This is a genomic window from Rhodanobacter ginsengisoli (assembly GCF_042657065.1).
In the GTDB taxonomy this organism is placed as follows: Bacteria; Pseudomonadota; Gammaproteobacteria; order Xanthomonadales; family Rhodanobacteraceae; genus Rhodanobacter; species Rhodanobacter ginsengisoli.
This window is the reverse complement of the sequence record NZ_JBHSNF010000001.1, coordinates 1,047,508-1,062,382: the sequence shown is the minus strand read 5'-3', so window position 1 is coordinate 1,062,382 and position 14,875 is coordinate 1,047,508. Positions and strand designations below refer to the sequence as shown.

Annotated in this window: 6 protein-coding genes; all 6 read right to left on the bottom strand. The window is 65.0% G+C overall.

Going from position 1 to position 14,875, the window contains the following annotated elements:
* On the bottom strand, positions 1-5,522 hold a 5,522-nt coding region (locus tag ACFPPA_RS04665; protein WP_377317722.1), incomplete at its 3' end, for a two-partner secretion domain-containing protein.
* Between the two features lie 12 nt (positions 5,523-5,534).
* Positions 5,535-7,199, bottom strand: a complete 1,665-nt coding sequence (locus ACFPPA_RS04660; RefSeq protein ID WP_377317720.1) for a ShlB/FhaC/HecB family hemolysin secretion/activation protein — start codon at positions 7,197-7,199, stop codon at positions 5,535-5,537.
* Positions 7,200-7,765: 566 nt separating this feature from the next.
* Positions 7,766-8,125, bottom strand: a complete 360-nt coding sequence (locus tag ACFPPA_RS04655; RefSeq protein ID WP_377317718.1) for a hypothetical protein — start codon at positions 8,123-8,125, stop codon at positions 7,766-7,768.
* The gene (locus ACFPPA_RS04650) at positions 8,122-12,552 is read right to left on the bottom strand and encodes a bifunctional serine/threonine-protein kinase/formylglycine-generating enzyme family protein (protein WP_377317716.1); all 4,431 of its coding nucleotides are present in this window, start codon (positions 12,550-12,552) and stop codon (positions 8,122-8,124) included. The genes ACFPPA_RS04655 and ACFPPA_RS04650 overlap by 4 nt, the downstream gene beginning before the upstream one ends.
* Positions 12,553-12,568: 16 nt before the next feature.
* Positions 12,569-13,291 (bottom strand): PP2C family protein-serine/threonine phosphatase, encoded by a 723-nt coding sequence (locus ACFPPA_RS04645; RefSeq protein WP_377317714.1) that lies wholly within the window; start codon positions 13,289-13,291, stop codon positions 12,569-12,571.
* On the bottom strand, positions 13,288-14,874 hold the full coding sequence (tagF, locus tag ACFPPA_RS04640) for a type VI secretion system-associated protein TagF (protein ID WP_377317712.1): 1,587 nt from the start codon (positions 14,872-14,874) through the stop codon (positions 13,288-13,290). The genes ACFPPA_RS04645 and tagF overlap by 4 nt, the downstream gene beginning before the upstream one ends.
* Position 14,875: the final 1 nt, after the last annotated feature.

Here is a 14,875-nt window from a genome sequence, read left to right as displayed (position 1 = left end):
GCCGATACTGTGCCCTGAAAGTCGTTGTTGGCATTGGCCAGCGTAAGCACGCCGGTGCCCGCATCAAGCGTACTGGTCCCGGTGATCGTCAAGGCCCCGGTCTGGCTGATCGCCCCGTTGTTGCTGGTCGCGGACAACGCTCCGCCCACGTTGCCGCTACCGAGATTCAATGCGCCGGTGCTGATCGCGGTCAGCGCGCCGGTACTCAGCGTGCCCAAGGTCAGCGCATTCGTGTCGGTGATCTGGGTGGCACCACCGGTCAGGTTCACCGCACCGGTGAAGTCGTTGCCGGCACCGGTCAGCGTGATCGCACCGCTGCCCGCATTCACCGTGGTCAGGCCGGTCGCGGCGATGCTGCCCGCCGTCTGCGTGATCGCCGCATTCGTGCTGGCCAGCCCCAGCGTGCCCGAGGCCGATACATTGCCACCGAGCGTCACGCCATCGCGGCCGGTCAGGCTCACGTTGGTGCCACTCAAGGCTCCGCCAGTCGACAGCACGCCGCCGTTGGCGGCCAGGCTCAGGTTGCCGCTGCCGGCCGCGATGCCACTCGCCGGCAAGCTCAAGGCGCCGCCGGCAATCAGGCTCACGTTGCCGTTCGCGTTGTCGGTCAGCGAAGTCACGCTCAGGTCATTGACGTCCGCCAGCGACACGCCGTCGCCGGTCGCCGATACTGTGCCCTGAAAGTCGTTGTTGGCATTGGCCAGCGTAAGCACGCCGGTGCCCGCATCAAGCGTACTGGTCCCGGTGATCGTCAAGGCCCCGGTCTGGCTGATCGCCCCGTTGTTGCTGGTCGCGGACAACGCTCCGCCCACGTTGCCGCTACCGAGATTCAATGCGCCGGTGCTGATCGCGGTCAGCGCGCCGGTACTCAGCGTGCCCAGGGTCAGCGCATTCGTGTCGGTGATCTGGGTGGCACCACCGGTCAGGTTCACCGCACCGGTGAAGTCGTTGCCGGCGTCAGTCAGCGTGATCGCGTTGGCGCCGGCATCGAAGCTCGAGGTACCGGCGACCGTGAATGCGCCGCCCTGGGCAATGCCACCGCCGTTGGTAGTCACCGCCAGGCCGCCCGCGCCCACTGTCAGCGCATTGGCGCTGAACGTGCCGCTGGTGACGCTTAGCTGATTCAACGCCGCTCCGCTGCCTGCCGCGCCAGCGAAACTGGCTAGACCACCGGTGTTCACGGTCAGGTTGTGCGCACCGTCAAGCGTCGACACGAAACCGATGGTGCCGCTGCCGCTGCTGGCCAGCGTCGCGTCGGCCCCCAGGGTGACCGCATCGTTGTAGGTCTGCGCGCCGCTGGTGCTCACGTTGCCATACAGTGCGGTGCCACCACCCGCGTCGGTAACCAGGCTGGCCGCGGCCACCGTGCTGCCGAAAGTCGTTTGCCCGGTGCTGTTCACGATCAATGCGCCCAGTGCGCCATTGGCGACGCTGCTGCCCACCGCGCCGCTGAACGTCACCGCGCCGGTACCGGCATTGACCGTCAGGGCCCGGGCTGTCGCCGTAGCATTGTCCACCGTGCTGCCGAAGCTCACCGCACTGTTGGTGGTTGCCAGGGTGACATCACTGCCCAGCAGCACCGCATTGTGATACGCCTGCGATCCGCCCGTGGTCACATTGCTGTTGATCGTGATGCCGCCGCTGGCCGTCACATCCAGCGCGCCACCCACACCCAGCACCGGCAAGGTCACTGCGGCATTGGTGTAATTCAGCGTGAAGTTGCCGGCCACGCCGGCCGGCAAGGTCAGCGTACCGGGAGTCGCGTCGATGTTCTTCAGCGACAGATTGTTGATGGTGCCGGCAAAAGTCTCGCCCCCCTTGAAATCATTGAACTGTGTGCCGAGGTCGATGTCCTGCGAGGCACCGGCGCTGGCGCTGTTCTGCGTGAACGTGGCCAGGTTGGTCACGGTCAACGCGCCGGTCTGGGTCAGGGCACCGTTGCTGTCCACACTCAGCGTGCCCCCGACAGTGCTGGTGTCCAGAACGGTTGCCGCGTCGTTGACCAGGCTCACGTTGCCACCGGTGAGGCTCACCGCGCCGGTGAATGTATTGGCCGCGTCGGTCAGCGTGATCGCGTTGACGCCGGCATCGAAGCTCGAGGTGCCGGCGATTGTGAATGCGCCGCCCTGGGCAATGCCACCGCCGTTGGTAGTCACCGCCAGGCCACCCGCGCCCACCGTCAGCGCATTGGCGCTGAACGTGCCGCTGGTGACGCTCAGCTGATTCAACGCCGCTCCGCTGCCTGCCGCGCCAGCGAAACTGGCCAGACCACCGGTGTTCACGGTCAGGTTGTGCGCACCGTCAAGCGTCGACACGAAACCGATGGTGCCGCTGCCGCTGCTGGCCAGCGTCGCGTCGGCACCCAGGGTGACCGCGTCGTTGTAGGTCTGCGCGCCGCTGGTGCTCACGTTGCCATACAGTGCGGTGCCGCCACCCGCGTCGGTGACCAGGCTGGCCGCGGCCACCGTGCTGCCGAAAGTCGTCAGCCCGACGCTGCTGTTCACGATCAATGCGCCCAGCGCGCCATTGGCGACACTGCTGCCCACCGCGCCGCTGAACGTCACCGCGCCGGTACCGGCATTGACCGTCAGGGCCCGGGCCGTCGCCGTGGCATTGTCCACCGTGCTGCCGAAGCTCACCGCACTGTTGGTGGTTGCCAGGGTGATATTGCTGCCCAGCGTTAGCGCATCGTTGTAGGTCTGCGTGCCGCTGGTGGTGACGTTGCCATTCAGTGCGGTGCTGCCACCGGCATTGGTGAGCATGCTGGCCGCCGCCACCGTGCTGCCGAAAGTCGTCTGCCCGGTGCTGTTCACGATCAACGCGCCCAGCGCGCCATTGATGACGCTGCTGCCCACCGCGCCAGTGAGCGTCACCGCGCCGGCACCGGCGTTGACCGTCAAGGCCCGGGCTGTCGCCGTGGCATTGTCCACCGTGCCGGCAAAGCTCACCGCACTGTTGGTCGTCGCCAGAGTGATATCGCCACCCAGCGTTACCACGTCGTTGTACGTCTGCGCACCACTGGTGGTCACGTTGCCATTCAGTGCCGTGCTGCCACCGGCATTGGTGGTGAGGCTGGTCAATGCCGCCCCTCCCCCCACGGCTCCGCCAAACGTGGTGGTGCCAGTGGTGTTTACGGCTAGCGCGTGCGCGCCATCAACCGTCGAACCCAGGTTGATACTTGCGTTGCCGGTACTGGCAAGCGTGCTGTCTGCTCCCAACGTTACCGCGTCGTTGTAGGTCTGCGCACCGCTGGTGGTGAAGTTGCCATTCAGTACGGTGCTGCCACCGGCATCCGTCGTGAGGTTGGTCAGCGGAGTGGTGTTGCCCACTCCGCCGCCGAACGTGGTCACGCCCGTGGTGTCGACCGCAAGTGCGTGAGCGCCATTCACCGCCGAGACCAGATCAATCAGGCCACCGCCGCTGCTGCTCAACGTGGTGTCGCTGGCGAGCAGGATACCGCCGCCCGCCGTGAGGCCGAAGTTGCCGCCAAGGGTCAGTGTCGCCGGCAGCGTCATGGAAGCTACCGTGTAATCCAGCACCAGATTGGTGGGCAAGGCGCTCAGCGTCGGGAACAGGGCTGTGTTGGAGGTATCTTCCAGACTGAAGGTGCCGATGCTGCTGCCGACACCGGTGGCATTCACCGTGACCGCCTGGCCATTGAACTGGTTGGCCTGAGTATTCAGCGTGATGTCGTGCGCCGACCCACCGGACACCGTGAAGCTGGACGACCCGGCGGCATTGATCACGCCAACCTGCGTGATGTTACCGGCGGCGGACACGGTCAGATTGTTCGTGGTGATGGCGCCGAGCTGGGCTCCCGCGCCGGAGGTAATAGTGAGGTCACCGCCATGGGTGTCGAAGGCGGACGTGCCGTTGAAGATCACGCCTGTCGTCCCGCTAAGCACGCCGGAAAGCGTGTTGCTGGTGGATGCGATGATCGCGCCATTGGAAAACGTCAACGTACCGCTTGCCGCCAGGGTCAGCGTGCTGGCTGCGCCGGAGTAGCTGAAGCCATTCGCCACGGTGAGATTGTTGCCGGCGGTGACATTGACCGCACTGTTTCCATTCAACTGCGTGGCAAGCGTCGTGGTGTTGATCGTCGAAACAGCACCCGGTGCGGGGGCGGAAAAGACTCCGCCGGTAAAGAGGCTGTTGCTGTCGGCGCTGGTGCTGATGGTGACGTCATTGGGATCGAGCAGCAGGGTCCCCCACACGCCATGATCGGCACGCAGATTCGCGTTGCCATTGAATTCCAGGTAGCCATGGCTGGAGACTTCGGCGCTGCCGCCGTCACCGCCACTCACTCCGCCACGGGCGAAGATATTGCCCATGAAGCCGGTGGCCGTATCCGACCACACCACTATCGAGCCACCATTGCCGGACTGCCTGGCATCTGCATTCAGGATGGCGTCGGGCCCCACATAGGTGATGGCCGCCCGCTGCAACCCTTCACCGCCCTGATATCCGCCACCGATGCGGATACTGCCGCCGCCCACGTCGCCGGAGGCGTCGATGCCGCCGGTTACGCTCACGTTCTGATCGGACAGGAGTTGTGCACTGCCACCGTGCACGCCGGACACCTTGATGCTTCCGGCGCTGGCAACATCGCCACCATTCGCCACCAGCCGCACCACGCCACCGTCGGTACTGATACCGCTGGCATCGACCACGCCGGCGTTGTTGACTAGGTTGGTGAAGAGGTCCTTGGCCGCCGAGGCCTGCAGCACCACGGTGCCGTCTTCGGCACTCAAGGTGCCCTTGTTGGTGACTGCGGCCTCACGGGCATCCAGACGCTGCTTCAGCTCACCGGTGATCTGGATATTGATCAGGCCGTTGCCGTCGAAGTCGAGCACGGCATGATCGGCGCCATCGAGGTTGATGCTGCCGTAGTTGGCAAAAATCAGTCCGTCATTGAGTACGCTGCCACCGACCAGACTGACCGACCCGCCGCTGGCCGCCTGGATCAAACCGTGGTTGACGACACCGGCGCCGACGGCAGTGGCATTGAGGCTGTAGTTTCCGGCAAGAAAATCTTTCGGAGTGAGATCCAGCGTGCTGGCGAGCAGGCCGCCGACGTTCACCTGGGCGGTGGCACCAAAGATGATGCCGTGGGTATTGATCAGGAATATCTGACCGTTGGAATTGATGCGGCCGAAGATCTGACTGGGGTTCTGATCGAGGATGCGGTTCAGCGCCACCGCCGAGCGCGAAGGCTGGTTGAACAGCACCGATTCGTTGGCGCCCACGTTGAAGGTCTGCCAGTCCAGCGCCAGCTTCTTCGAAGCCTGGTTGATGATCGTCTGGTTGCCGCTTTGCGTGATGCTGCCCGAACCACCGACCACCACGCCGCCCGTGGGGCCACCGGCCAGCGCATCGCTGCTGAACACGATCGAGCCGATGGCCAGGCCGACGCACAGGCTGATGGGCCAGGTCTTGCGCAGTGGCAGGGTCGTGGACGGTATCGAGACCGCGGGTGCACGTGCAGATTTTCCCGATGAGTGCCGATGGGTGCTCTTGCTCATGGTCTTCATCCGTCAATACGTGAAGCTGAAGCGGGAATAGATATGGAAACCCTTGCCGTCGGAGGCTTTCTGCGAACCGAGCGGTACGGCACCGTCGAAATGAAACTCGAAATGCTTGAATCGAGGCACGCGGAAAATGAGGCCGGCACCCGCGGCGCTCAGCGTGGCGCTGTCTGGAGTGATCAGGCGGTTGGCACCCGCGGAGTAGCCCTTCGCATAGTCCGCGAATACCTCGAATTCGAGCAGTTCACGCCAGGGTCGCGAGTAGAACGGCGACACGACGTCGCCGAAGCCGGGCGCGTCGACGTGATATTCGAGGGAGGCGTAATAGCCACGATCGCGCAAGGCATCGGCAATCGGGTAAGCGCGGACGCTGTCGGGTCCGCCCATCGCGAATTGCTCGAGCGGGACCAGCGCATCGCGGGTGTACTGCCCGACGAACTTGAAATAGAGTCGCTGCGACTTGGTCAGGAACTGCAATCGCGTATACGACAGCTTGGTGACCAGAAAGCTGTGCGAATGCTGCGGGCTGACCAGATCCGGTTCGAGTGAGTTGTCGTTGATCGACTTGCGAACACCGAGCTGCAGGATATCGACGCCATGAAAGCGGCGGTCGGTATGCAGCATGCCGTAGGTCAGTTCGCCAAGGTTGAATTTCTCATCCGACAGAGTAATGCCGAGACTGCTGAGCCGGGACTCCTCCCGCATCAGATGCAGGGTGCCGACAGCCTGCAAGTCGTCCCGGTTGATGAATTTCCAGTCGGCCCCGGCGTAATAGAGCGAACTGGGTCCCTTGACGTCCAACGCGGCAAACGTGCCGGTGTTGATCTGCAACACGTTGCGCGAGGCGCCGACAACGGCAGTCAACCCGGGAGTGATGCCGAGCGGTGTGCGATAGGTCATCGCGCCATAGACGTTGTCGCTCGGATCCAGCGCGTAATCCACGTTGAGATTGAAGGTGTCGCCGAGGCGAAGCGGGTTGTCCCACTCCACGCCTGCCTGGGCGCGGTATTTTCCGGTCAGATCCGTGCCGTAGTTGTTGGCGCCGAGAGTGAACTTGTACGGCCGCCGCGCCTCGTTGGCGATCATCACCAGATCGGTGTCACCGGTATGCTCGCCGGGCTGGAACGTCGATGCGACCGTGACGCCTGGCAGATCGCGGGCATAAAGCAATGCAGTGTCGACATCGCTCTTCAACAACGGCTTGCCACGAAGCTTTTCCGCCGATGCCGAAATGATGGAGGGTCGATAGCGCCTGGTGCCCTTGACAATGATCTTGCCGATCTTGCCCTCCAGCACCTCGATCCTGACGATGTGGTCGGGACCGATGGTCTGAGCGGGCAGGAAGGCATTCGAGACAATGAAACCAGCCGTCCGGTAACGCTCGACGATCTTGTCGGCCACGCCCTCCATCTGGGCGAAGGTGAGCTCCACCGGGTTGCCTGTCTCCTTGGCCAATTTCCGATATTGCGCGTCAGCCAGTGCCTGGATGCTCGCCGGGGTGACACCGAGACGGGAATGATCGGCCACGCCAGTGACCCGAAAACCCAGCACCGCGATTTTCTGCGCAGCCTCGGTATCGCGATCCTTCACCGGGGGGACGATATTGCCGGGCACCTGTTGCGGTGCCGACGGCATGGGCGACGATGGAGTGCCGCCGGTCGGTTCCGATTTCACGGGTGCCCGACCCGGCGGGACGGCGTCCACGTCCTGCGCACGGACGATGCCGCCAGTCAAAGCCAAAGCCGATGCCAACGCTGCCGCGAGACGAACAATTCGCACGATATTTTCCCCTGGATCGCATCATCTTCCAATGACAGCGCGCCCGAACATCGAGGCCGCGCCAACTGCGAAATTTCAAGCCCCCCAAAACCCCGGCAATTGCTGCCGATCGGCTTGTATCAACCTCTATCAGAATACACCTTTACCTACTCATGGGAATAGCCGAAGAGCTTCTCAAATGCGTAAGAATCCGAGTATTCAACCTCAAGAACGCTCCACTGGAAGCAGCCTGTCCGGATTACCTTTCCATTCCGTCCCGGTCATCGGAGACAGCTGAAAACCGCTACGGCAGCCGACTTGCGGAGCCCAGGAACAATCCGGAAGATCAGGCATCAGCCCCTGTCCGAACATCGGTTCCATATAACCGGATCTTCATTGCCCTGCCCGAAGGCGTGAATGAAAAATCCCCCCGTCGCTTGCTGACAGCAAAGTTTCACCATGGTTGTCCGGACAATGGTTTCTCATTCGCGCAGCAACAACCAGCACACCAGAAAAATCAGCAGCACGAGGCCCGCCAGGAACGCCAGCAAAGGCTTCCAGGCAACCCTCGGACGCATCGACAGCAGCGCCGTCAATGCGTGCCCGGAAGCACCGGGTGTTTCCTCGACCGGCAGGGCATGTGCAGGCCGCCCGCGCGACGCGGTAGTGGCACCCGGCGGCACCAGCTTGTTGCGCGCGGTGACCACTCCGCTGCTGTCATACAATGATTCCAGGACATGACGGCGCCGGGCGCGATACTCGGCGCGCGTGATCCGGCCCAGCCGATGCGCCTCGTCCAGAACATGCAGATCCTGATTGATGGCCCGTTCCCGTTCGGTCATTTCAGCTCCCTGAGTATCCGGAAACCGACATCCCGCTGAGGTGAGCCGGCGTCGGCGCGGTGGGTGTCGACGCTGCAGTCCGACCAGTAGCTGTTGAAGCTGCCCCCGCGAACCATCACCTGACCGCCGCTGACCACCCACTCCGCAACGTTCCCGGTCATGTTGACCAGTCCCCATGGATTGCGCGAACGTCCCCGCGCCGACACGGCCGCGCCATTGCCGTCGCCTCCGCCCGCTGATGGCGGCACACAATTGCTGTCGTCTGCCTGTCGGAAACTGCCCCCGGCCTTGGCGGCGTGCACCCATTCCGCGTCGGTCGGCAGACGGTAGACATAGCCACCACTGAGGTCGCTGAGCCATCTCGCATAGGCCTTGGCCTGATCGAGGCTGATGTTGCTGGCCGGCGCGTTGCTCAGGTCCGGGTCATTGACGGATATGGCGGCGCATTTGCCGGTCGCCCTGCAGAAACGGTTGAATTCGTTGATGGATATTTCCGCACGCGACATGGCATACGCCTTGCCGCCGCCGATGCCGGGCACCACGACAAGCAGGGGGCCGCGCGCATCGCCCAGTTTGTCGGAGCAGAACTTGCCCATGCCGGCCAGCCCGGGTTTGGCGCAAGGATCCGCCCCAGCCGGCCCCGCCGCCGCGGCGGTGCCCGGCGTCGGCCGCGTTGCCCTTTCCGCACCCGGCTGCTTGCCGGGCAGCACGGGCAGCCGTCCCGGCGTGACCGGCGGAGCCTGTGCCACCGGTACCGCCGGCGTCGCCTGGGGGCCGGGTGGAGTGACCACAGCCGGCTTGAGCCGGTCCAACTGCTCGGCCAGCGATCGGGCCGACAGCTGCCCGCGCATCTTCATGTCCGACTCGAGCCCGGCCAGTGCCTTGGCATCGGTCCTGCGGATGCCGTCCAGCTGCCGTTTCAACTGCGCATAATCGTCGCTGGCGAGCGGACGATTGCCCGCCGCCATGATGGCGGCGACCACGTCGTAGCGCGCCTTGGCCGCGCGCAAAGCCGCGTTGCCCCCCAGCGTATTGAGGCCCTGCCCGAGTACCTCGGCCGCCTTCTGGTAGCGACTCTTCTGGAATGTCTCCTCGGCCAGACCCAGATAGGCATCGGCCAGCAGTTTCGGACCCTCGGTTTTCAGGAACGGGTTATCCGGCTGCAGCGCCTTGATCCGGGCCAGCGACTGGCTGGCCTTGTTGACGTCGTCGGCCGCCGACGCGCTTCTCAAGGATTCGATGCGCGACTTCACCTCGGCATCGGAACTCTCCTGCGCAGCCTTGGCCTGCAGCTGCTGCTGAAGCGCATCGAGCTCGGTGCTCCGCGCGACCAGCTGCGGTGATTTCGGCACGTATTTCAGACCGAAATCCACTTCCAGCCTGGCCTGCGGCAGATGCTGCGGGTCGGCCAGCCTGGCCGCCTCGTTCGCGATGGCAACGCCCAGCCCATTGACCACACGCGCGGTCTCCGGCGAGGTGTCGGCGTGCAGCGTATCCATCGCCGCCGCCACGGAATGCTGCCAATCCGGCGTGAACACGGGCTTCGCGCTGAGTCCGGCCAGGGTCGTGCGCGCTGCGGCGATCGCTTGCGCCTGCTGTTGCAGGTCGCGTTGCCGGGCGGCGTTGCGGGCAGCCGTCACCTGGGCCACGGCCCGGACGAAGCCCGCTTCGGCCGGGTCGAGTTGCTGGCCGGCCTGGCTGATGCGTTCGGCGGCGTCCAGGTCACCGGCGGCCATGCGCTCATGCGCCAGCTTCAGCAGACCGGTGTCGACGTTGCGCCGCACCGCGGCGTAGGTCGGCGAATCGGCACCGATCTGCGTGCGCGCCGTGCTCAACGCACTCTTGACGTCCTGCAACCACACCACGGTGCCGAGCGGATTGGCCAGCAGATCGTCGACGCGACTCTTGGCCAGGGCATTGCGCTGCGCTTCGGTCGCCGCTTTCTGCGCCAGCTCGTTCTGCTGCTGCAGCAAGGTCTGACGCGTCGATGCCAGTGCCGGGTCGCCGGGAAACAGGTTGACGCCGAAACCGGCAATCCCGACGGCCCCGTCCAGGTCTTGCGCGGCCTGCCTTTCCTTCGCCTGCGCCACCAGCGCCTGCTTCAGCCGGGAGGCCTGCCCGGCCAGCCGCGGATCATCGGCGAGCAGCCTGGCGGCCTCCTGATAGGCTGCCGCAGCCTGATTGCGCCACTCGTCCGCGTTGTTCACGTGGTCCAGCAGGCCAGCCAGTGTCTGCAGGCTCTGTTCGCGCTGTTGTTGCAGCTGCCTGGCCTGCTGCTCCTGCAATTGCTGGGCCGCCAGCGCCTTGCCCATCTCGTCCAGTTGCGCGGCACGCTGCTTGAGTCGGCTGGAATCCGGAAACAGTCGGCTGGCGAGCTTGAGTTCGCTGGTCGCCTCGTCGATGTGTCCGGCGTCGATCGACTTGCCGATCGCCGTGTCGTACTTGAGTTCAAGCTCGGCGTTCTTGAGCAGGGCGCTGCCCGGGTCGATCGCGCGGATATGGGTCAATGTCGAGACGACATTGTCCGGCTGATTCTCGAAGATCGCATCCGCGGCAATCTGCTGGCTCAGCCGGGTATCCAGTGAATTGAGCAGGTCGTTCCTCTGCTTTTCGATCTCGCTGCGCTTGATGTCCAGTGCCGGCGAATACAGTTTCAGGTCATCGCGCAGCTTGAACACCTGCTGCGTACCGGCGTAGTCGTAGCGGTCCCTGGCCGGATTCCAGTAGGCGTCGATGCGACCCAGCAGGAAATTCTGGATCAGGTCGCCCTGGTCGACGACGATTCGTTTGCGATCGTCGTCGCTCAACGTGTTCAGCGCCTTCAGCGCCTGCTGCTCGTTGACATAATGATCGGGCCGCGCCATCGCGAAACGCCCGATCACCTCGGACACCTGATGGCTGTGCCGGTAGCTGGTCCACGCCCACACACCACCGGCAATCACCAGGATCGCCGGCACGCCATAGATCAGATAGGGCATCGCCCGCTCGCGCAGGCTGACATCGCGCAACCCCTCGATCAGTTCACTGGCGCTTTTCAGACGCTGGTCGTTGGTGAAGGCGACACTGGCGCAGAGGGTCTTGTACTGCTGCTTGGTCAGCCCCTTCACCAACGGTGGTTTGCGACCCTCCTTCATTGCCACTTCGGCGCTGGCCTTGTCGTACGGGTGCTTGCCGGTCAGCAGTTCGAACACCACGCAACCCAGCGCGTAGACATCGTCGCCGGGAACCGGGTCCTTGCCCTGGATCATCTCCAGGCTGGCATAGGCCGGGGTCAACGCGCCCAGCGTGCCCGCATCGAACACGGTTTGCTCGCCTACCGCATCGCCCATGTGCTTGCCGGCGCGGGCGATACCGAAATCGAATACCTTGGGTACACCCTCGCGGGTGACCATGACGTTCGCCGGCTTGAAATCCGAATGCACCACACCGGCCGAATGCGCACGGATGAGCGCCCGCGCCATGCCCTCGATCAGCGGTCGCGCCTGCTCCAGCGGCAGGCCGTTGTAGGCGCGCTCGCGGATGAGTTGCTTGAGATCGGAGCCGTCGATGTATTCCATCGTCATGAAGACGATGGTCCGGTCCTTGTCGAAATCGAACACGCGAACGATGTTGTCGTGCGCGAGCTGTTGTGACCGCCTCGACTCGCGCTGCAGCGAGATCAGCGAGTCGGGATGGCGGCGGAATTCGTCATTCAGCACCTTGATCGCGACGTACGGATCGCGGTCGCGCGCTTCGACCTTGCGCTCGTCGCGCGCCTTGAACACCACACCCATGCCGCCGCGGCCAATCTCCTTCTCGAGATAGAAGCGCCCCTTGAGCAACGAACCCACGGCGACGAAGTCGCCCGTTTCGGCATCGGCTATATGCTGCCAGCTGGACTGGCTGCTGCTCATGCTGGAGCCGGTTCCGGTCATGCCTTGCTGCGTGCCCGTCGTACCGACGGTTTGTCCGTCCGCCGGCGGCCGCGAGGCACCCGAGGCCGGCTTGACGATCGTCACCTCGTCATCCACGGCGGAGGGTGCCGGCGGCCGCGAAGTCGGCTTGACCACCGTGGCATCGTCCACGTCTGCCGGCGGCGGCTGCGGCCGCGAGGTCGGCTGCACCCTGGTGACGTCGGGGTCATCGGCTGCCGCCGGCGGTGTCGACGGCCGCTGCGTGGCGGGCTTGACCATGGTGGCATCGTCATCGCCCGCGCCGTGGCCAGGTGCCTGCGCCGGAAGAGCCTGCACGACCGCCAGCTTGGCCAGCAAGGCCTTGACGATGAGCGGATCGAGTGCACCCTCGGTGCGCTGCTGCTCGAGCCAGTCGACCTCGGCCCGATACGCGGTCTCGGGCAGCGCGCCGCGCGCCGTCAGCGCTTCAAACAGGGCGGGCAGTTTGAGTTTGTCGGTCTGGTAGGCGGCGACCAGTTCGGCTATGGGATTCATGACGTTGGGGGTTTCATCATTCTTGGATGCTTACGGCGACGGCCGAAATGTTGTCCCGTCCGGCCCGGCTCAGCGCCAGATCGAACAGGCTGGCGATGAGATCCTGCGGTTCCGGGTTGCTGCGGCATTGTTCGTGCAGTTCGGCATCCGACATTTCCTTGTTGATGCCATCTGAACAAAGCACGTACTCCATGCCGGGCCGATTGCCGGCGACGACCCAGTCCACGAACAGCTGGTCCTCCGCACCGACCGCGCGCGTGAGTACGCCAGAGCCCGCCTGCGGTGGTGCGGCCGCCACGCCGCCGAACTGGGTGACTTCATCCTCGCCGCCATGCACGTGATCGCGGGTGATCTGGCGCAGGCGGCCACCCTCGAGGCAGTAGGCGCGACTGTCGCCGACCCAGCCGCACAACATGAAATCCGTATCGCGCACCAGCAGCACGACAGTCGAGCCGATCAGGTCGACACCCCGCGTGGCCGCGGTCTGCAGCAAGTCGGCATTGATCTGGACCAGGGTGTCCTCGATCGCCTCGATGAAATCGAAGACGCTGCCCGAGCGAGACAGGGCACCGAGGCGGTCGACGATCATGGTGCTCGCATAGTCGCCGGCCGAGTGCCCGCCCAGCCCGTCGGCGACCACCCACAGGCCGACCTCGTCGCGTACCAGGATGGCATCTTCATTGTGCTTGCGGACCTTTCCGGTCACCGTGCGGCCAGCGGAAACGTATCGAGTCATCATGCGTCAATCTCGATGATCGTCAGGGGCCACCGGGCCGGATCCTCGCCAAGACCCGCCGCGGTGGCGATGCGCAGACGTGCGTCGTCGCAGGAGGGCATGGCCAGGCTGCGGGCGAGAATTTCCGGTGGAAGCTGCACCAGTTGCTGGGTGGCCATGAGCAACAGGCGATCCCCCGCTTCGACCGCGCAGAACACCTCGCCACAGGTCGGCTGCGCGGTCGCGCCAAGGCCCGGCGCGGCCAGCGAGACGCTGCTGAACAGCAGGTCGGCGATATCGTCGTCGCTGCCGGCGTCGGCGGCTGGCGGAGCGTCGCTCCGGGCGAAGAATGGTTGCAGCCGTCCATGCCGCCAGTGCCACGCGGCCGCCGTTCCTATCCTCAGCAGATCCACCTGGCCGTTGGCGACATGCGCGGCGATCACGGCGCAGTCCTCCAGCACCGGGTCGATCAGATCCTCGCTCGCCTGTCGCAGCGCGGGATTCAGCGCCATGATCCGCATGCGCAGGATTTGCATGCCGCCAGCCAGTTCGCCAGCGTGGATGTCGCGGCCGATCGCATGGACAGCTGCCACTGCCTGCTGGCGGGAATCCGGCTTGCCGACCTCGGCTGCCACCAGAGTCAATGCGCAGTCCGGGCGATCCAGCACGACAACGTCGGCACTCGGATCCTCACCCGCCGGCGGGTCGACGGCGACGTCGGCGACCTGAGGCCGTGCCACCGGCACCTCGGGCGAGGTACCCAGATCGGAAAACAGCTCGGGGTCGTCCGGCAGCCAGGCCGTCGCCGCCATCGGCGGGTCACCCAGCGGGACAGCGGCAAGCGCGGGTGGCTCCTGCCGCCGCGAGGCAGCTTCCTCGAACACACCGAGGGCCTGCCAGGGCGCGACGCTGCAGCTGGCATCGAGAAAGCCGCTATACGCCTCGGGCTGCGGCAGTCCCCGGGTGATCAGCACACTCGCCGGCACCCGCTCGGCACCGCTCGTCCACCACAGGCACCATGGTCCGGGAGTGCTGGCAACGCGCGTCCACAACCCGCCCAGAAAGGAGGCCGCCACCGCGCGCGTGGGCAGCGGCATGCGCCAGTGGCTCGCCGCACTCCAGTTCACGCCGCGCAGGAATTCCAGTGCGTGCGGCTGCGCGGCATCGAGTGGACCGGCCAGTGCAGCCACCTGCTCATCGAAGGCATCCACGCTGGTCGCGGTGTTGCTCTGTGCGGCGTTGTGCACCTGCTCGGCCGCATCGAACCAGCTGCTGCCGTCCAGCAATGCCTGCGAGCAGATCGCGGGATCAGCGGCCACCGCGGCGGCGATGACCATGGGAAAGCAGCGACCGACCCGATCGGTGCCCGGCCCCATGATTCCTGCCCACGCCGATTCCCCGCAAACGCCGGGAGAAAGCAGAAAACGCCAGACCGGGCTGGCGCGATAGGCCTCATGCCAGGCACCCTCCAGCGCCTGGCGGCTTTGCGCCACGGCGCCCTCGAAATGCCGATCCCATACATCGACAAAACCCGGCGGCAATCGTCGCTGCACGAAATCCCCGGCGCTGGGCAGCTTTCCGAAAAACCCTGCGGCGGGATTCGGCATT

What these genes read in the sequence shown, in the direction of transcription:
- ACFPPA_RS04655 (WP_377317718.1), bottom strand. Translation starts at nt 8,125, where the DNA reads ATGACCGAACGGGAACGGGCCATCAATCAGGATCTGCATGTTCTGGAC.
- ACFPPA_RS04650 (WP_377317716.1), bottom strand. Translation starts at nt 12,552, where the DNA reads ATGAATCCCATAGCCGAACTGGTCGCCGCCTACCAGACCGACAAACTC.
- ACFPPA_RS04645 (WP_377317714.1), bottom strand. Translation starts at nt 13,291, where the DNA reads ATGATGACTCGATACGTTTCCGCTGGCCGCACGGTGACCGGAAAGGTC.
- tagF (WP_377317712.1), bottom strand. Translation starts at nt 14,874, where the DNA reads ATGCCGAATCCCGCCGCAGGGTTTTTCGGAAAGCTGCCCAGCGCCGGG.